21 protein-coding genes are annotated in these 18,631 nt (G+C 37.3%); 7 read left to right on the top strand and 14 right to left on the bottom strand.

Annotation, left to right across the window (positions count from 1 at the left end; translation table 11 throughout):
• Window positions 1–54: 54 nt before the first annotated feature.
• From HHL20_RS11910 to pth, 3 genes are all read left to right on the top strand, one after another.
• A complete protein-coding gene (locus tag HHL20_RS11910) occupies window positions 55–906 on the top strand; it encodes a hypothetical protein (RefSeq protein ID WP_169231414.1) in 852 nt (283 codons plus the stop codon).
• 102 nt (window positions 907–1,008) lie between these two features.
• Window positions 1,009–1,941: a hypothetical protein gene (locus HHL20_RS11905; RefSeq protein WP_169231413.1), complete on the top strand. Its 933-nt coding sequence runs from the start codon at window positions 1,009–1,011 to the stop codon at window positions 1,939–1,941.
• An 86-nt stretch (window positions 1,942–2,027) separates the two neighbouring features.
• On the top strand, window positions 2,028–2,591 hold the full coding sequence (gene pth / locus HHL20_RS11900; protein WP_169231412.1) for an aminoacyl-tRNA hydrolase: 564 nt from the start codon (window positions 2,028–2,030) through the stop codon (window positions 2,589–2,591).
• A 2-nt stretch (window positions 2,592–2,593) separates the two neighbouring features.
• On the opposite strand, the gene HHL20_RS11895 is transcribed toward pth, so the two are convergent.
• From HHL20_RS11895 to HHL20_RS11855, 9 genes are all read right to left on the bottom strand, one after another.
• Window positions 2,594–3,034 (bottom strand): hypothetical protein, encoded by a 441-nt coding sequence (locus HHL20_RS11895; protein WP_169231411.1) that lies wholly within the window; start codon window positions 3,032–3,034, stop codon window positions 2,594–2,596.
• Between the two features lie 223 nt (window positions 3,035–3,257).
• The gene (locus HHL20_RS11890; protein WP_169231410.1) at window positions 3,258–3,893 is read right to left on the bottom strand and encodes a carbonic anhydrase family protein; all 636 of its coding nucleotides are present in this window, start codon (window positions 3,891–3,893) and stop codon (window positions 3,258–3,260) included.
• 49 nt (window positions 3,894–3,942) lie between these two features.
• Entirely contained in the window at window positions 3,943–5,535 is a 1,593-nt protein-coding gene (locus tag HHL20_RS11885) for a SulP family inorganic anion transporter (RefSeq protein WP_169231409.1), read from the bottom strand.
• A gap of 143 nt (window positions 5,536–5,678) precedes the next feature.
• The gene (locus HHL20_RS11880) at window positions 5,679–5,978 is read right to left on the bottom strand and encodes a Rossmann-fold NAD(P)-binding domain-containing protein (RefSeq protein WP_169231408.1); all 300 of its coding nucleotides are present in this window, start codon (window positions 5,976–5,978) and stop codon (window positions 5,679–5,681) included.
• Window positions 5,979–5,998: 20 nt separating this feature from the next.
• A complete protein-coding gene (locus tag HHL20_RS11875) occupies window positions 5,999–6,667 on the bottom strand; it encodes a carbonic anhydrase (RefSeq protein ID WP_169231407.1) in 669 nt (222 codons plus the stop codon).
• A 325-nt stretch (window positions 6,668–6,992) separates the two neighbouring features.
• Window positions 6,993–8,486 (bottom strand): phosphoethanolamine transferase, encoded by a 1,494-nt coding sequence (locus HHL20_RS11870; RefSeq protein WP_169231406.1) that lies wholly within the window; start codon window positions 8,484–8,486, stop codon window positions 6,993–6,995.
• 37 nt (window positions 8,487–8,523) lie between these two features.
• Window positions 8,524–9,078, bottom strand: coding sequence for a serine O-acetyltransferase (locus HHL20_RS11865; RefSeq protein WP_169231405.1), 555 nt, complete (start codon window positions 9,076–9,078; stop codon window positions 8,524–8,526).
• A 12-nt stretch (window positions 9,079–9,090) separates the two neighbouring features.
• Window positions 9,091–10,239, bottom strand: coding sequence for a glycosyltransferase (locus HHL20_RS11860; RefSeq protein WP_169231404.1), 1,149 nt, complete (start codon window positions 10,237–10,239; stop codon window positions 9,091–9,093).
• 37 nt (window positions 10,240–10,276) lie between these two features.
• Entirely contained in the window at window positions 10,277–10,816 is a 540-nt protein-coding gene (locus tag HHL20_RS11855) for an acyltransferase (protein WP_228463181.1), read from the bottom strand.
• An 82-nt stretch (window positions 10,817–10,898) separates the two neighbouring features.
• Here HHL20_RS11855 and HHL20_RS11850 point away from each other — a divergent pair, with 82 nt between their 5' ends.
• From HHL20_RS11850 to HHL20_RS11840, 3 genes are read left to right on the top strand one after another with little or no spacing between them, the layout of a single operon-like run.
• A complete protein-coding gene (locus tag HHL20_RS11850; protein WP_169231402.1) occupies window positions 10,899–11,873 on the top strand; it encodes a 3-oxoacyl-ACP synthase III family protein in 975 nt (324 codons plus the stop codon).
• A 26-nt stretch (window positions 11,874–11,899) separates the two neighbouring features.
• Window positions 11,900–12,133, top strand: a complete 234-nt coding sequence (locus HHL20_RS11845; RefSeq protein WP_169231401.1) for a phosphopantetheine-binding protein — start codon at window positions 11,900–11,902, stop codon at window positions 12,131–12,133.
• Entirely contained in the window at window positions 12,133–12,891 is a 759-nt protein-coding gene (locus tag HHL20_RS11840) for an SDR family NAD(P)-dependent oxidoreductase (RefSeq protein ID WP_169231400.1), read from the top strand. Before HHL20_RS11845 ends, HHL20_RS11840 begins: the two co-directional genes overlap by 1 nt.
• Here the strand turns inward: HHL20_RS11840 and HHL20_RS11835 are convergent, their stop codons facing one another.
• Genes HHL20_RS11835 through HHL20_RS11825 form a run of 3 tightly spaced genes read right to left on the bottom strand, consistent with a single transcriptional unit; the run spans window position 12,892 to window position 15,427 of the window.
• Window positions 12,892–14,046 carry a glycosyltransferase gene (locus HHL20_RS11835; protein WP_169231399.1) on the bottom strand — a complete coding sequence of 385 codons (1,155 nt, stop codon included), beginning with the start codon at window positions 14,044–14,046 and terminating at the stop codon, window positions 12,892–12,894.
• Window positions 14,046–14,885 carry a glycosyltransferase family 2 protein gene (locus HHL20_RS11830; protein ID WP_169231398.1) on the bottom strand — a complete coding sequence of 280 codons (840 nt, stop codon included), beginning with the start codon at window positions 14,883–14,885 and terminating at the stop codon, window positions 14,046–14,048. Before HHL20_RS11830 ends, HHL20_RS11835 begins: the two co-directional genes overlap by 1 nt.
• On the bottom strand, window positions 14,882–15,427 hold the full coding sequence (locus HHL20_RS11825; RefSeq protein WP_169231397.1) for an acyltransferase: 546 nt from the start codon (window positions 15,425–15,427) through the stop codon (window positions 14,882–14,884). The genes HHL20_RS11830 and HHL20_RS11825 overlap by 4 nt, the downstream gene beginning before the upstream one ends.
• Window positions 15,428–15,587: 160 nt before the next feature.
• Between HHL20_RS11825 and HHL20_RS11820 the strand changes: the two genes are divergently transcribed.
• On the top strand, window positions 15,588–16,622 hold the full coding sequence (locus HHL20_RS11820) for an acyltransferase family protein (protein ID WP_169231396.1): 1,035 nt from the start codon (window positions 15,588–15,590) through the stop codon (window positions 16,620–16,622).
• Between the two features lie 46 nt (window positions 16,623–16,668).
• Here HHL20_RS11820 and HHL20_RS11815 read toward each other — a convergent pair whose 3' ends face one another.
• Both HHL20_RS11815 and HHL20_RS11810 read right to left on the bottom strand, forming a co-directional pair.
• Window positions 16,669–17,610 (bottom strand): glycosyltransferase family 2 protein, encoded by a 942-nt coding sequence (locus tag HHL20_RS11815; protein ID WP_169231395.1) that lies wholly within the window; start codon window positions 17,608–17,610, stop codon window positions 16,669–16,671.
• Window positions 17,611–17,665: 55 nt separating this feature from the next.
• Entirely contained in the window at window positions 17,666–18,577 is a 912-nt protein-coding gene (locus HHL20_RS11810; RefSeq protein WP_169231394.1) for a glycosyltransferase family 2 protein, read from the bottom strand.
• Window positions 18,578–18,631: the final 54 nt, after the last annotated feature.

Genomic DNA, 18,631 nt, shown 5'->3' with positions numbered 1-18,631 from the left:
ATCCACAAGTTAAAGAAAATGAATTATATTTGAAACCTAAAAAATTAATAACGTATGATAAAGAGGTACTTTATTTCATCTCTTGCCTTTCTGGCATTAAGTTTTTCCATTTCTTGTGACAATACTACAGAAGATCCGCCAAATCAGAATAACAACAGCTCTGCCGGCCAGACAATTACCGGACCAAGGATTCTGAGTAAGCTTACAAGCGGAACAACAGATCAGGAAGAATATATTACCAATGCGGGAATTCTATCACAGGCTTTTATCAGAGATGCGGGAAGCACCAATACGATTACTGCTACTGTTACGTATTCCGGCAACAAGATCTCTAAAATCAGGTATTTGGATAATGTTAGTCCGCACGTCATAGATAATCTTTATACTCTTGACTATACAGCGGGCAAATTATCGGGAATAACAATGGATCAGACGTTGTTATCTACCACAAACCATAGTGATTTTACAGTGTATTATGATGCCAACGGACAGTTGTACAGAATTGTGGAAAAGAAAAAGATGGGAGGCAGCACCAGCTACACTCATTATGTTGAAAATAAATTTACATTCGCCGCAGGAAATGTTACAAAACTTGAGTATACGACTATGCTGATGAACGGTGGTAATCCGGACCCTTCAACATCCACGGCCATGTCCTATGCATACGATAATTATGATTCTAAAATAAATCCTTACACGACTCTACCAAAAGAATATTTCATGGTTACAGGTACATTGTTCCCTATTAATTTTAATGCGCTGTCGTCTAATAATACCGGGAAAATTACCTTGATTAATCCGGGTGCGCCACAGATCAGCGTTCCGAAATCCTATCTGTACGATTCGCAGAATTATCCGATATCGGATCCCGGACAAATTGTGAAGTATATATATAAACCACTTTAACTATATTTTATCGTTATTAGTTTTCTCTGAAAAGGAATAAAAACATGATTTTTATTCAAAAAAAAACTATATTTGTGGAAAAATAAATAATCCCACCTTGGAATGAAAAGACTTTTTTATTTTATTTTGCTTTTAGTAGGTATTTCTACAGTTCATTCTTGTAAAGATTTGGCAGATGAAGACGGAAATCCGCTGCTTGATATCAACAACAATACAGGGCTTATCGGCGCACGTGCATTGTATAGAGAAATTACGGATGCTGATACACTGGCTACCTATTATTATAACGGCCTTCAGGTATCGAAAGTTATCACAAGAAAAGCGTCTGTAACTGATGTGCAGTATAGTGGTGATAAAATAAGCAGAGTAACCTTCAAAGGTTTTCTGGATTCTGACAATAACGGAACGCTGGATACAGACAGTACTTCATACGAACAGCAGTTTACCTATGGTAATACAGGCACATTGGATATTATTTCCGAAACCCGTTCCGTATATAAGAGAACACCTCCTGTGCCACCTTCCACTATTCCGGGGCCATGGGTGATTCTTAGAAAATCAAAAACACTTTATAACCTTACCTACAGTTCTACCACTTCAAAGCTGGCTAAGATTGTAATGCGGACAGGTGATGAAGCAATAGGGGTACCTTTTGCATATACCAATTACTCAGAAACTAATTATGAATATTCTGGTGATAATGTAACGAAAGTAGTGAGAAGCTACGGACCTGTTGCAGGGGGTGTATTCGGTGCTGTAACGTCAAAATACGGTTATGAATTCTCCGATTATGATGCGCAGATCAATCCGTTTACTTTGCTGCCAATGGCCTATAAAATTTCCAGATTGTTATCAACAGAAAAAAATGACCTGGACAGCTGGATCCTGTCACCAAACAGTCCTAAAAGAAAGTCTGTTGCCGATCTGACGCAACCGGTACCGATACCGGTAGTTGTTTCTACAAATTACAATTATGATGCGCAGACCTACATGAGAAAAGGATATGGCGTAAACTACATTTACAAGCCATTGTAACAATAATCTTTTAAAATATTATTAAACTCAATCTTTACAGGTTGAGTTTTTTGTTTTAATACCTTAATTTTGCAAAAAATTTCTCAATGAAATATTTGATAGTAGGCCTTGGAAACAAAGGCTCAGAATATGAAAATACGCGTCATAATATAGGTTTTAAAGTAGCTGATAAAATCGCGGAAACGCTGGAAGTTCCTTTCAATAGTACCAACTTCGGATGGATGGCAGACGGTAAATATAAAGGAAGAAGAGTATTGGTGTTAAAACCGGATACTTACATGAATCTCTCCGGAAATGCAGTGAAATACTGGATGCAGAAAGAAAATATTCCGCTGGAAAATGTATTGATCATAACAGACGATCTGGCACTTCCTTTTGGCACTTTAAGAATGAAAGGAAAAGGATCTGATGCCGGACACAACGGCCTTAAAAATATCAACGAGGTTCTTCATACCCAAAATTATGCACGGCTGCGTTTTGGGATATCAGCAGATTTTTCCGAAGGCAGGCAGGTAGATTATGTGCTCGGAACATGGAGTGAAGAAGAAAATGCGGCACTTCCCGAAAGAATAGAAAAATTTTCCAAGGCAAGCTTGTCATTTGTATTTGCCGGAATTAATAATACGATGTCTGCTTTTAACGGGAAATAAAGTTATCGTTTGTACACGGTAATATCGCGTATTACTTTTTTCTCCAGGAAGTTCTTTTCATTAGGTGTGAAACGGTAATTGTGTTCCTGTTCAAAAAATTCCAAAGGGGTAGTTGCCGTGTCATCAGCTTTCCATCTGACAATCATAGTAACACCATTTCCGGAATTGATATCCTTATCTGAAAAAGTAAATGCAGTGCTCGGAAGAGGATAATTGGTATCTTCTCTGAATTCGGATTTAGCTTGTTTAGGTTGCATCTGCATCATATCTTTCAGAAGGAGTGAGAAGGGTTTTCCGATGTATTTTTCTTTATTAATTTCAAATCTTTTTGCATAAGCCAGTGTATCCGTTATGGTTTTTTTACCGGAAGTTTCCTGAGATTTAAGAAAACCGTTCAGAAAAAAAAGAAATACGAAAAGAAGTAGTTTTAGTGGTGCAGCCATAATTAATCTTAGAGTTTTACCATTCAAAAGTAAGAATTTTAAGGCGAACTATAATGCGGCGCTTTATCTCAATTATAATTATGAAATTGGAAATACTATAAATAAAAAAGACCATCATTCTGATGGTCTTCTGATGTACTTTTAAAATTTAATTTCCAATCTATCTAACGATAACATATTGTATTGATTTCTCCAGTTTCAACCAGAGAGAATAAGAGATTGCTTATAACCAGCTTACAGCTCCTGTTTCTACATCGTAATTGGCTCCTACAATTTTTATCTTGCCTTCCTCCTCAAGCTTTCTGAGTGTCGAGCTTTGTTTGCGGATATCTTCAATAGCGCTTTTTACGTTCTGATGGTTTAATCTCTCTAAAAGATCGCTGTTTTTTGAAGAACGTTCTTCTCCTTCTTCAATAACCTGTTTAATGATAGGATCAAAATGGTTGATAAGATGGTTCAGGTTATCCATACCCAATCCTTCAATTTGTGCGGCATCCAGACCGCCTTTCAGTGCTCCGCATTTGGTGTGCCCCAAAACAACTACCAGCTTGGAACCTGCCACATTACATCCGAACTCCATAGAGCCCAGAATATCCTGATTTACAAAATTTCCGGCAATTCTGATGCTGAAAATATCTCCAAGACCCTGATCGAAAATAAGCTCGGCGGAAGTACGGCTGTCTATGCAGCTCAGAACCACGGCAAATGGCCACTGCCCTTCGCGGGTGGCATTTACCTGCTCCAGAAGATCTCTGTTGGCTTTAAGGTTATTTACAAATCTCTGGTTCCCTTCCTTTAAAAAGTCTAATGCTCTTTCAGGGGTTATGGTAGACTGAGTTTCGTGCGTGTGTGCTTTCATATAATCTATTTATATTTTTTAAAGTTAAAAAAATTATTAAACAATGGATTTACATTGCTCGTTTATGAGTAACTACAATATGAGAATCTTCATCTCTTTCATAGTCTTTGTATGAGGTTTTGAACCCTAAGAGTTCTACATTAATGTCTTCTTCTTTAGCCCGGATATTGGCAAAATCCTGAATCATCTCCAAAACATCGGTGGCAATATAAGAGGTTCCTCTGGCGTCAATGGTAACGGTAGAGTTCGGCTTTATATTTTTCAATGTTTTTTTAATCGCGGCTTTATTCAGGAATGAAACTTCCTCGGCGAGTTTGACTGTAATTTCATCTGCATCATTAAGCTTTTCCCTGCTCAGATAGTAGGCTCTTTTCATATTTCCCTGCAGTATATAGAAAACTGAGATCGCCAGTCCTATTCCCACGCCTTTCAGCAGATCTGTAGCGACAACAGCAATCACAGTTGCCACAAAAGGGATGAACTGAAATTTTCCCAGTTGCCAGAAATGCCTGAAAGTAGCCGGTTTTGCCAGCTTATATCCAACCAAGATCAATACTGCAGCCAGCGTAGAAAGAGGAATAAGATTTAAAATAATCGGAATTGATAAAACACAAATCAACAGAAGAATACCGTGAATAATTGTTGAGGTTTTTGATGTCGCTCCTGCATTGGCATTCGCAGAGCTTCGAACCACCACGGAAGTCATTGGTAGTCCGCCGATAAATGAGCTTACCAGGTTTCCTATTCCCTGGGCTTTTAACTCCAGATTGGTATCTGTTATTCTTCGCTGTACATCCAGCCTGTCTGAAGCTTCAATACAAAGCAGTGTTTCAATAGATGCTACGATTGCGATTGTTGCTCCCGCTATCCAAACCTTCGGATTCATAAATCCGTTGAAATCCGGAGTTGTGATAAGGTTTTTAAAGTCATCCAGTGACTGTGGCACCGGCAGCGACACCAGATGCTGGGTCTGTATTGCCAGTGAGCTGCCCGTCATTTTAAATATTTCATTCAGAATGATCCCTGCTACTACGGCTACCAAAGCGCCGGGAAGCATTTTTATTCTTTTTAAAACATGAACTTTATCCCAAATGATTAATATGGATATTGAAACTAGGGTCACAATAATTGCTCCCGGATGAATAGCTCCGAATAATTCGGAAAAATAGCCGAAATTAAGTCCGTTGTCAAAGATCGACTGGTGCCCTTCGTAATCTTTATCAAATCCCAGGGCGTGTGGAATCTGTTTTAAAATAATAATGATCCCGATGGCGGCAAGCATTCCTTCAATAACGTTATTGGGAAAATAATTGGAAATGCTTCCTGCCCGTATGAATCCTAAAACCAACTGAATAACTCCGGCAATAATACCCGCACAAAGGAAAATATTAAATGCACCGAGATCTGTGATTGCTGTCAGTACGATAGCGGTTAATCCGGCTGCCGGTCCCGATACGGAAATATTGGAATTACTGATGGTGCCGATTACAAGGCCTCCCACGATTCCTGCAATAACTCCCGATAAAGGAGGTGCGCCTGAAGCAAGCGCAATTCCTAAACAAAGGGGAAGTGCTACTAAAAATACAACGAGTCCTGAAGGGAAATTCTCCTTTATTCCTCCTATTAATGATGTTTTTTTCATGATGTCAAACTGCTGTGAATAGAACTGATTTATTCTGCTCTTAATAAATCAATTACAAAAGATTGGAAATTTAATTTTTACAATAGTACATAGGCGTCCGATACCAAATATGGTATGAACATGATAAAGTCTAATGATAAAAATTAAGCTTCCGGAGGCGGAGAAAATATGGAAAGTAAGGGCGACAGATGAAAGGAATCATCTACCGGTACAAAAGATTTTTCTTCCAGAGAAGTTTCGAAAAACTTGAGATAATCGAATACGTCCAGTGGTTTTGGAAGTGTCTTTTCATAAACAATAAAAGATGACGGGTGTGAGTGTGGTTCCTCTTCGCTGATTACAACATTTGTTCTCGTAAGATCCCAGCCCAATACCGAAGCAATACCCGGTAAAGCCGTGAAGTTTAGAAAAAACAGTAATGTAATAATACTCCAGAGTTTCATTTTACTTTTTTTAAGAAAAACTATTTGGTCTTTCTGCTCATTACCCAGTTAGAACCCGTAAGGTTGTAGATTTTCTGGATGTCTTTAAGAATTTTTTCAAAATCAATTTCCAGATCAATAATCTTACCTGTTCTGAGGTCAAATACCCAGCCGTGAACAACAGGATACTCCTCCAGGATGTATCTTTCCTGTACACAGGCCATTTTGATGACGTTAATACATTGCTCCTGAACATTAAGCTCAACCAGCCTGTCATAACGTAAGCTTTCATCTTCAATAGAATCCAGCTCGCTTTGATGAAGTCTGTACACATCACGGATATTTCTAAGCCATGGATTCAGCAGTCCGAGATCTTCGGGTGTCATAGCTGCTTTCACCCCGCCGCAGTTATAATGGCCGCAGACAATAATGTGTTTTACCTTCAGATGCTCTACAGCGTATTGTATAACGGCTGTTGAACTCATATCCAGCGTATTTACAATATTAGCTATATTTCTGTGGACAAAAACTTCACCGGGTTTCGCTCCCATCAGTTCTTCCGCTGTTGCCCTGCTGTCTGAACAGCCAATATAAAGATAGTCGGGACTTTGTGTCTTGGCGAGATCGTGAAAGAATTCAGGATTATCTGCCAATTTAGACTCTACCCATTTCTTATTGTTTTCAAAAATAACCTTGTACGATTGTGACATAATTTGCTTTGTTATAATTATTTATTTCGTGTAAATTATTTTTAAAATCAATAGACTAAATCAATAATATTGCAAAAATAGAATTTTTGATGAAAAAGCAAATATTTTTAACAAAGTTTAATATTAAAATATGCTTAAAATCATCTGCAATTCCGAAAAAATTAAACTGATATAATCTTATTAGAAAAAAATAATGAATAAAATTACAAAGTATAAATATAATATTGAATTTATATTGAAAATTTTCTCCATTCGGAGTAAAAAATATTAAATAAAACTATAGTTCTTGTTAATGAAAATAATAGTACATATCATATTGGTTCTCTTACTTCTGCAACGTATTGTAGTTTATACTTTTCATTTCCAGATTCAGATATTTGTTTTCTTCACTTTTATAATGTGCCGGAGGTTCAAGTCCCATGTATTTCATAATCAGAGGATAGATGTATGTGGTTTGTGTTAGCAGTGTTTCGCGGCCTGTAATTTTGTAGGAAGACGATACTTTATTGCCAAACCAGACAAAAAATGGTACCTGGGTAGATTCTTTGGAGTCTATATGAAGCAGTTTGTCACCCTGTACCTTCAGCCCATGATCGGAAACATAGATAATAACAGAATTTGTATTTTTTAGGATGTCAAAAATACTTCCGAGAACATAATCTGTATACTTTACGGAGCTGTCGTAGCAGTTCATTCCCCCGGAACTCCAGTTGGAAGGCAGCCTGTTGCAGGGATTCGGATGACTGCCCATGATATGCAGCACTATAAATTTCTCTTCTTTACCGCGAATAGCGTGTTTAAGTTCAGGAATGATCACCTCATCGTATCCGTTGATCCATTTCTTGTTTTTCGACAAAGAAGCCAGAGCCGTTATTCCCCTTGCGCTGGCTTGTGTACTGAGCCAGAAAGAATTGTATCCGACCTGGTTGGCAAGATTAATAACATTGTACGAAAGCTTGTCGTAGTGATATTTGTACTCATCCGGATGAATGCTGGAGAGCATCAGAGGAACACTTAGATTGGTAATTCCTGCCGGGGAGACTGCATTCTCGAAGATCATCATATTTTCGGCCTGCTGATCTGCATAAGGCGTAGTCTTTTTTCCGTAGCCGTATAATGACATGTTTTGTTTTCTTTCAGATTCTCCAATAATCAGAATAACATTTTTTATTCCGGGCTGTATTTTTTTAATGTTAAAAACAGGAACATTTTTTTTGATGGTATTGATGTCATCCTGAATTTTCATCGCCGTAGTGAAGTCGGACAAATGGTAATATACATTTTTGATCATTTTTCCGCCTCCTTTATTGCTTATATACCGGTGTTTAAGGTAATAAGTATACGGCATAACAAGCCACAGAACTGCTATAAGAATGAATTTGATATTGAATGTTACAATATTGTTTTTCAGATAATTGACAGAATATAATGCCATTCCGAAAAAAATTAAAAAAAGTACGGTGGGCAGTATAAACATATAAGACATACTGAAAGCCTCGTTCATATTCGTTTCCAGAATACTGATCGCCATTCCTACATTAAAGCCGGAATGGTAAACGAAAAAACACGATACCGAAATCAGAAAATTCACACTGAGCAATAAGCACAATATCACGGCAATTGCAGCAGTATATCTGTTCTTAAAAAGAAGAGCGTTAAAAACAAGAAAAGAACAGAACATAAGTCCGTATTCCAGTATATTCTGGATGCTTTCAAACCATTCTTTATCAAAAAGCTTTTGAAAAATATAAGGAAAAGAAAGCAGAAAGCCTATGAGGTATAATAAAATAATGAGTATAGGAATTGTTTTTTTTAGCATGATATTGTGTTTTATGCAGTAAAATATGTCAGATACGCTAGACTTTCCGGTTGATATAACCTTCTGTAGCATTTTCTGTCGGAATAATTTTGGCGGGATTTCCCAGAACAACAGAATTGGACGGAACATCAAAATTTACGTAAGAATTAGGCACAATCAGGACATTATCCCCAATAGTGACTGCTCCTACTATAACCGCATTAGTGCCGATCCAAACCTCATTACCAATAACGGGAGAACCTTCATTTTTGCCACGGTTCTGTTGCCCAATGGTAACGCCCTGGGCAATATTACAGTTTTTCCCGATAACCGTTTCCGGATTGATGACCAGGCTTCCCCAGTGTCCAAGATAAAAACCTTCTCCAATTTGTGTTTCAGGGTAAATCTGGAACCCATACTTGATCTGGTAATGCCGTAAAACCAGTCTCCAAAATATATTCAGAACAGTTTTTTTCTGGTATTTTTGAGCCATTCTTAGAATATAAACAAAGTGGAGATTGGGATTGATGCATTTTTTCCAGATCTCAATCCTGGAGAGCCATTTTCCGCTTTCCCTGTAAAAATCTTTCTGAATGATAGAATAATCTGCCATTATACTTGTTTTTTAAACTTCGTCAATAATTTTTTGAAGATGCTCTACCGATTTTTCTAAAACAAACGGAAGCTCAGTCTGTGCGATTTCTTTTTTATATTCTTCAGTAAGATCTTTATCCGTGAGAAATTTTTTCATTCCCTCATAAATTCCTTCTTCAGAATTGGGTGTGATATTTCCCAGCCTGCCATCCTGCAAGAGATCTCTTATTCCTGAAATATCAGTTGCAGAAATAGGTTTGTTGAAGATAAGTGCTTCCGCAATCACCGTAGGAAAACCTTCATACCTCGAAGACATGACATAAAAATCTGCTCTTTTCAGGTAAGGATAAGGATTGCTGGTGAAACCTAACATTTTTGCCGTTTCCTGAAGGCCGAGTTTGTTAAGCTGATTCTGAATAGTATTAAAGTCGTAGCCGTCACCAATAATGAGCAGCTGATGTTTCAATCCTTCATCAATCAGTTTTTTATGAACATTCAGCAGACGGTCATAACCTTTTTGGGGAAATACTGTACCTATAGAGACAAACGTAGGAAGATTTTCGGTAAAAGGATAATCCTGAATCTCAGCATCTGATTTTCTCAGTGTATCTTCCCGGTCAATAGGATTAAATATTTTAATGATAGCTGCTTTTTCGTCATCGCTGTCTGCAAGTTCATACATTCCGTCCCGGATCTTATTGGAAATCACCAAAATCCTGTCAAACCTGAAAAACTCACGAATCACTTTCGTCGTATAGCCTTTTATACTAAAAATGTCATTATGAACCCAGATGATTTTTTTTGAATTTTTTTGCGGACTCGAGAGTATTTCTTTATACATGGCATGGATAGCCGCAATTTCCACATCGTATTTTTTATTTTTTAAAATAAAACGATAAAGCAGGAACGGGAACCAAAGGAACATTTTTTCATAAAGAACTCTAAAAGCTTTTATGGGAATATCTTTCGGCCTGTTGGTGGTGATCATTTCTCCTTTTATAAGATAACGCAAATTTATCCAGAAAGGAACTTCTTTAAGGTACATCCCGGAATACAAATTCACCAGAAGATCAATTTCGTATTTATCCGGAGGAAGGTTTTTCAGAAAATTAACCAATACTTTCTCTGCGCCGCCGTGCCGCAGCGAGCCTATTCGAATGAGGATTTTTTTCTTTTTCAATTTGTTTTTTTTCGTTTGTGTATTTGTGAGAACTAAGTTATTTAATTTTTCTCGCTTTTTTGTATTTATGAGGAAGATTTTCTTTAATATAGGCATCAAGTTTTTTTCGGTCCTTTTCCAGTTCGCGGGGATATTCGGGATTATTTTTTAAAACAATATCTCCGTAATCTTCTATTGTGCAGAGAAATTGTGCGGGATTTCCAATAAATACGGTATTGTCGGGCATAGATTGCGACAATACGGAGTTGGCTCCCAAAATACAGTTGTTTCCGATCTGTACATCCTGCATGATAACACAGTTAAGACCGATGGTGCAGTTATTTCCTATTTTGATCCTTCCCATAATTCTGGCATCTTCATATCCGGGAAGCTTTCTCAGTAAGGTTGTTGTTCCGCCGTGATTCACGAACCTTACCCCGGCGGCAATATTTACGTTGTCTCCTATTTCGATAAGGTAGGGCTCTGTTCCGAAGAACACTTTATCAGGCATGTTGAAATTACTGCCTACTTTCATGCCTCTGTATTTTGCAGCTTCAAGGCCGGCTCTGTTTAAAAGGGAATGATAGAGCGCATGCATTTTTATTAAAATTCTAAATAAAAAAATCATCACAAGTGTACATTTGTTTTGTTACTTTTGCAAAGAAAGAAAATTTATTAACATGATGAAAGTTTCGAAAATAGAATATTATCTTCCTGAGTCTGTGCTGACTAATGAAGATCTTGAAAAACTGTTCCCCGAATGGAGTTCCGAAAGAATCCATGAAAAAGTAGGAATTTCGCAACGCCATATTTCTTCTAATAATGAAACGGTGCTGGATATGGCCGTAAAGTCTTCAGAAAAAATTTTTGAGAGCTACGACCGCAGTAAAGTAGATTTTATTTTATTCTGTACCCAAAGCCCGGATTACTTTCTGCCTACAACTGCATGTCTTTTGCAGGACCGCCTGAAACTGAGGAAAAATATCGGAGCTATTGATTTCAATCTGGGGTGCTCAGGATTTGTTTACGGGTTGGCTTTCGCCAAAGGCCTGATCGCAGCAGGAATCGCCAAAAGTATTCTTCTCGTTACCTCAGAAACCTACACCAAACATATCCATCCGGATGACAAAGGAAACCGGAGCATATTTGGGGATGCTTCTGCATCAGCAATTGTAGAAAAATCAGAAAGTTCCCGTGAGTACCAGTTCTGCCTTGGTACCGACGGAAGCGGAGCAGAAAATCTTATCGTGAAAAAAGGTGCCTTCAAAAAAGATTTTAAACTTAACCCAGAACATGAGTTCAATCCCGAAAATATATACATGAATGGCCCTGAAATTTTTAATTTTACGATTGAAAATATCCCTGGACTCGTAAGAGAAACACTGGAAATCAATAAAATGCAAATGGATGATATTGATCATTTTGTATTCCATCAGGCGAATTCTTTTATGCTGAATTATCTGAGAAAGAAAACAAAAATTCCGGCAGAGAAATTCTATATTGATATGGAAAAAACGGGAAACACCGTATCTGCAACCATTCCCATTGCTTTGAAAAATATGATGGATAAAGAAATGCTGAAGACCGGGGATAAGGTATTAATGGCCGGTTTCGGGGTGGGATATTCCTGGGGCGCCACCATCATGGAAATGTAAAAACACAAACTTTAAAATTATACCAAATGAAAACATCTGTTTTTTTAGAAAAACTTCAGGAAGAACTTGAAGAAGATGAAATTCTGACCCCTGAAACCAACCTGAAATCTTTAGAGAGCTATGATTCAATAAGCTTGCTTGCCGTTATTGCATTTGTAGACGAACATTTCAGTAAGAAAATCGATACCAAGCATTTTAAGGATATAGAAACGGTTTCGGATCTTATGAATGTGATAGGGAAAGAAAATTTTGAAGAGTAATGGATTCTTTTTCCTTGCAAAATAAGGTTATCCTCATTACAGGAGCTTCTTCCGGGATTGGAAGAAGCTGTAGTGTAGAGTGCAGTAAAAGAGGTGCTGATCTCATTCTTGTAGGAAGAAATCGTGATGAACTGATGAAAACCGTATCCCTGCTAAATCCGGAAAGTAAAGTTGAAGTCATTGCAGAGGATATTGCACACAATGAAAATCTTGAAATTTTGATAGCGGACAAAGCTCAGATATTAGGTAAAATATCAGGATTTATACATTGTGCAGGGATCGAAAAAACACTGCCGTTAAAAAAGCATAGTCCCGCACTCTATCGCGATATATTTGCTGTAAATGTTATAGCCGGATTCGAAATTGCCAAAATCTTATCTTTAAAGAAATATAAAGATGAAACGTCCAGCTTTGTATTTATTTCTTCCGTTGCGGGAATGGTCGGAGAGCCTGGAAAAGTCGCTTATTCGGCAAGCAAAGGAGCTGTCATTTCCGGAGCACGATCTTTGGCAATGGAGCTCGCCAGAAGCAATGTCCGCGTAAACAGTATAAGCCCGGCAATGGTAAATACCTCTATTTTAGAAAAGATGTTTGAAGATATTGGCGAAGAGGCCTCTTCGGAAATTATCAGGAAACACCCATTGGGAATAGGGGAACCTAAAGATGTGGCCAATGCGTGTATCTTCCTGCTTTCCGATGCTTCAAGATGGGTAACCGGAACCAATCTGGTGATTGACGGAGGATACTCTGCACAATAATTATTTTTTGCAGGTTGTTGTAATCATTTCTTCAATACAATTAAATATTTTTTGATTGTCAAACTGACTTTCAATATTTGTAAGATTTTCTCTGATGTGAGCAATAAGTCCGGGATCGGTAAGAAAGGTCTTCATTGCCGAGTACATTTCATCAACTTCATAGCTGATGAGGTAGCCGGTTTTACGGTCTTCTATCATTAGTCCCACATCTCCTACATTCGTTGCAATAATGGGCTTTTGAAGAAGTAACGCTTCTGCAATTACCAGAGGCCATGCTTCAGATTCTGAAGGAAGAATAAAGTAGTCTGCTTTTCTGATGTAGGGATAAGGATTCATCTGATTTCCTTTTAAAATAAAAGTATTTCCTACTTTGTATTTTTCGGCTTGAGAAGCCAGATTCTTCATTTCATCGCCGTCACCAATAATGATAATGCTGTGATAAAATCTTTCATGTATAAGTCTTTTGTGAGCTTCAATAAGCTTATGGTAGCCTTTTCTTGAGTGAAGTCTTCCGATGGAAACGAAAACGGGTCCTTCCGGAAAGTCGTCAGGTTCTTCCTGTGCCTTTTTTTTGATTTCGTCAACAGGAATAGGATTGATAATGACACTCTCAACCGGATAATTAAGATCGGGATAATAATGATGCATCATGTCTTTGATCTTATGGGAGCAGTACACCATATGATCAAACCTAGGGAAGCTTTTTAAAATTGCGGGTACCAAAGGCTGGAATTTCGGAACATTAATTTCAGAATGAAACCATCCTATTTTTTTTGAATTTTTATTGGTAGAATTAAGAATGGCGTCATAATCTCTGTAATCCATACCGATTTCCACATCGAAAACGTCATTGATGAGACGATCTGCGATGGCAGGATTATTTTTCAGCTTTTTCAGCTTTAGTCTTCTAAATACAAGCTGAATTTTCTTCAGCAAAGGGTTACCGGAAAAATCTTCTTTTCCGTTGGTAAGGTATACTTTCCTTACATGGCGGGGAATTTCATCACGCAGCTCGCCCTGGTTGAGAGTAAGGCAAACGGTCATTTCAAATTTATCAGGATCAAGGTTGTTGAGTAAGCTGAGCAGTACTTTTTCTACGCCTCCCATTTCCATGGAGCGGTGCCTGAACAAAATTTTTATTTTTTTTTCTAACATTAGCCGAAAATTGATTGTAAGGTAATCTGCATTTTTTTTCTTAAACGGAAAGGTATTTGATGCTGATATTGCAGAAGATCAAATATCTCATCTGCGTTGGTATAATGATCAGGAATCTTTTTCCCGTTGATAGTAGTGAGACCTCTGCGTTTCATGGTATTGAAGATAACCTGCGCAAAATATTCGTGGGACCTTTTTTTGTTTTCATTCTGGGAAATACCTCCCTCATGGGTCCTGTACAGGTAGTTAACTTCATTGATAAATCTTACTTTTCCTTTTTCATACATTTTAAGGTAAAGGTCCTGATCTTCACCAATCTTTAAATCCGGATTCATTTTTTCCGTTTGCTCATAAATATCTTTTCTAAATGCTACAAAATGAGCAATCTGTATGGGGAAGTTAAAAAAGTAAGGATTTCCATTCGGAACCTGCATCGCAGATCTGAATGGTGCGACAGGTTTAAGATTATGGTCACAGGTCATAAACCTTGAGAAGGTGAGGACCGTATTTTTTTTGGTTGCAAATACTTCCATACATTTCTGGATCGCTGTAGGAGTAATAGCATCATCGGGATCTACGAATCCGCAGATTTCTCCCTTGGCAAGCTCAATCAGCCTGCTTTTTGTAACACCTACGCCGGAATTTTTCTCATTTTCAAAAAATTTGAATCTCTGATCAGCTGAAATAAGTTCCTTAATTTTATCCTTTTCGGATTCAGCGGAAGCATCATCTAATATAATTGCTTCCCAATCTGTATACGTCTGCTGTAAAATACTTTCGTAACAATCCATGAAGAACCGGGAATTGTTGTAATGTGCAATAAGTATGGAAAACTTCATGACTGTTTTTTTAGCATTAAATTCTGATGATTGACTACGGTTGTATTGTCCGGAATATCTTTGTAAATGACACACCCTGCACCAATGATACAGTTGTCGCCGATAGTGACACCTTTTAAGACGGTAACATTACTGCCGAGCCAGCAATTGTTGCCGATTACAATTGGTGCTTTGGTAAATTCCGAATGAAACAGTTTAAAATCCGGTTGGGTATGGTACACATGGTTGTGGTCATACAGCTTTACATTTTCCCCGAATAATGTATTATCACCTATGGAAATGCTTTCCAGGCAACTGATGGAACAGAAATTATTCATGAAAAAATGGTCACCTATTTCTAAGGTTGCATTCTTTTCAACAAGAATATGTGTATAATTTCTGAAGCTGGCGGCATTTCCTATCGTTATTTTCTTCGCATTTTTATGCAGTACGAATTGGTCATTAATCCCAAGCCTTATTTCTTTGAAAGAAACATTAGGGTGTCTTTTCAGAAGAGAAATCTGATTTCTTCTCTGGAGCTTTGCTAAAATTTCATAAAGCATAATAAATTTTTTTTCTCATTTGTATTGTACAAATATAATTTGTTTTTACATAATAATTAAGAATAAATCTTATTTTTGTGCCTTAAAATTAATACTTTATATCAAAAAAGTCTTCGGAGCCGGAGTACCGGATTGATAGATTAAAGCATGTTGCGATTCTGTGAAGATTAGTCAGATTACATTTACCCGTTTTGTCGCTGCAATGGCGATCGTTATCTCTCATTTTAATAAAGATTTATTTTTATATAAGATCAGTTTTATTTCGGATATTTTTCTCAGGGCCAACGTTGGGGTGAGCTATTTCTTCATTCTTTCCGGCTTTATCATGATTGTTGCGTACCATAGAAAGAAAAAAATCAGTTACCGGGATTTTTACAGGAACCGTGTCGCCAGAATTTATCCTCTATATGTTGTGGGGCTGTTGCTTTATCTTGTAATACGATGTTCCGATTTCAGCTTTTATAAAGCTTTTTTATATCTTTCCGGGGCTCAGAGCTGGATACCGGGAAAAGCCCTTATTCTTAATTTTCCGGGTTGGTCTATTTCTGTAGAGTTTCTGTTTTATCTGTTGTTTCCCCTACTGTATAATTATTTGTACTCAAAAGGAAACAAAAGCATCTGGATTATTGCGATTCTGATCTGGATCGGCACCCAGGTTTTCTCCAATTTGTATATCAATTCGCCTTCCTATAAAGGGCCGCATACCGAGAGTCATGAATTCATTCATTATTTTCCGCTTTGGCACATTAATGAATTTTTAATAGGAAACCTTGCAGGGCTGTTCTTTGTGAAAAACCGTAAAGAAAAAAATTATGATCTTGCCGTTATTGTACTTTTTGTAGGTGTCATGTTGTCATTGGTTTTTATTCCGCTGAATTTCCATAATGGTTTAATGGCTGTTTTATTTGTTCCGGTTATTTATTTTATTTCCTGTAATACGGGATTCCTGACCAAAATATTTTCATTAAAACCACTGGAATTTCTGGGAGAAATTAGTTATGCGATCTATATCATTCATATTCCTCTGCTGTATATTCTGAGATCGGTCCTATGGGATTACTTCCAGGTATCTCAAAGCGATACGGTATTTTGGATTTACATTTTGGTTCTAATAGCTGTTTCAGCAATTTTTTACCGTTTTATTGAAAAACCGATGCGGGATTATATCAAGAAATTAAGTTTTCTGAAACGATGAAAATGTATACCGATACACTTAGTGTATGTTTTAATTAAGATAATTGTCAGAAAAGATCTTTCCTGAAGTTAATATTATATAGGCCTGAACGAATGCTTCTGTAATCTGTAAAAAGATATTTTGTGATCATCGCCCATTTTTTTAATGTTGGTGCCAGAGCTATTTCGTAGCTTCTGTGCATTCTCCGGATGTGTAGTTTTATGTCTTGGGAAATTGTATTTTCATTCTGTGCCCACTCATTTATTTCTTTCCAAAGCAGAACTCTGGTTGTGGCAGGGTTTACTTTTTTAGAATCTACCACCGTAATTCTGTTATTTGCATGAACGCCTCTCATTGCAATAGCTTTATCTAAAATCCCGGGATAAAGATCAAGATAATAAGATAACCTGAACAAAAACTCGGTGTCCTGATGAAGCCTTAAATGTGTCTTGAAGAAAGGGTTTAGTTTTTTAACCATAGCGTCTCTCCTTATGGTTAGGCAGTCAATGCTGAAGAGCCCGAAACTTCCTTTCATACCAAGCTGGCCCGGAAAGACATCTTTGGGATCATGCCTTTCATACACAGTAGTTAAATTATCTTTAAAAAGACGGTAGTATTGTTCCTTCGCCTTTGTAGAATAATAATGAACTCCTAAAGCTCCGTAAACACCTTCTACTTTTGGGTCTTTAAACAACTGTTTTTCGGCGTCAAAACGGTTGGGTAAATAATAATCATCCGCATCAAGAAAGGCAATAAATTCGCCGTCTGCCATAGCTATTCCTAAGTTTCTTGTGGCTCCTGCACCATGATTTCCTTTGTCGTAATGCTGATAAAGTTTTACCCTGCTGTATTTTTCAGTGAGCTGGCGGCAAACCTCCAGAGCGTTATCGGGAGAATTGTCCTCTACCAATATGACTTCGCAGACTTCTTCAAACTGCAGGGCAGATTCTACGGCCTGGGAAATATATTTTTCGGCATTGTATACGGGAATAATGACTGAAATTTTCATCTGATAGTGTGTTTTAAAATTTTAAATAAATAGTACAAACCGGATTGTTAATTTTTTACAAAAAACTTTTTCCTTTGTTGAGGGATTGGTTTTTGTTGTGGAAGATCATTTTCCAATCCAGCGAATGGTAGATCCTGATTTTCCTGTAGTGTTCCTTAAGAGACATTAGCCTTAAGGTCAGTAAAGATTTTACCATCATTTTATAAGAATGAATGGCTATTTCTTTCACCAGTTTTTTATCATTAAACGGATCTGAAGAGATGGTGATCAATTTTCTTTCATAAAACAAAAGATTGTTGTCAAAATATTGGTTTTCACTTCTGCTTTCTCTGTCATGGTATATCAATGCTTCCGGGGCAATGCCTATTTTCAGATCATGGTACAGTACCCTTTGGCAATAATTATTATCTTCACCATAATGATAAAACGACGGGTTGAATCCACCTACTTTTTCAATACATTTCCTCGTTACTAACCAGGCAGCGGCATTTACAAAAGGTAATTCATAGAGAGGTCCTGATTTTTGTAAAAATATATCTGAATATAGCTTTTTACATTGTGAAGGAACAATGTAATTTGAAAAGCCGAAATCCAGTTCAGAACCATTTCCATTAAGATGCATCGGACTTACTATCCCGAAATCCGGATTTAGTTTTGCGACTTTAATAAGGCTGTCAATGGTATTGGGTTCTAGATACACATCCTGATTCATTAAAAAAACGTAATCACAGCCTTGTTCATATGCTTTTTTAATTCCTGTATTATTGGCCTGCCCGAAGCCTAAATTGGAAGTAAGTTTAATAAGCTCCACCTTAGGAAAGCTTCGCTCAATGATAAGAAGACTACCATCGGCGGAGGCATTATCGACAATAATGGTGTGCTCAATTAATCCCGCCTGATCAATAGATGATAAACAGCGATCAATCCATTTTTCAGAATTATAGTTTACAATAATTATTTTAACCATTGATTTAAGGGATTTGTGTTTTTAAATGTATTTCTTCAATATATTATTTTATAA

The sequence above is a fragment of the Chryseobacterium cheonjiense genome (genome assembly GCF_012927265.1).
Lineage (GTDB): Bacteria > Bacteroidota > Bacteroidia > Flavobacteriales > Weeksellaceae > Chryseobacterium > Chryseobacterium cheonjiense.
The sequence above is the reverse complement of the archived record's forward strand: the minus strand, read 5'-3'. Positions and strand labels throughout refer to the sequence as shown.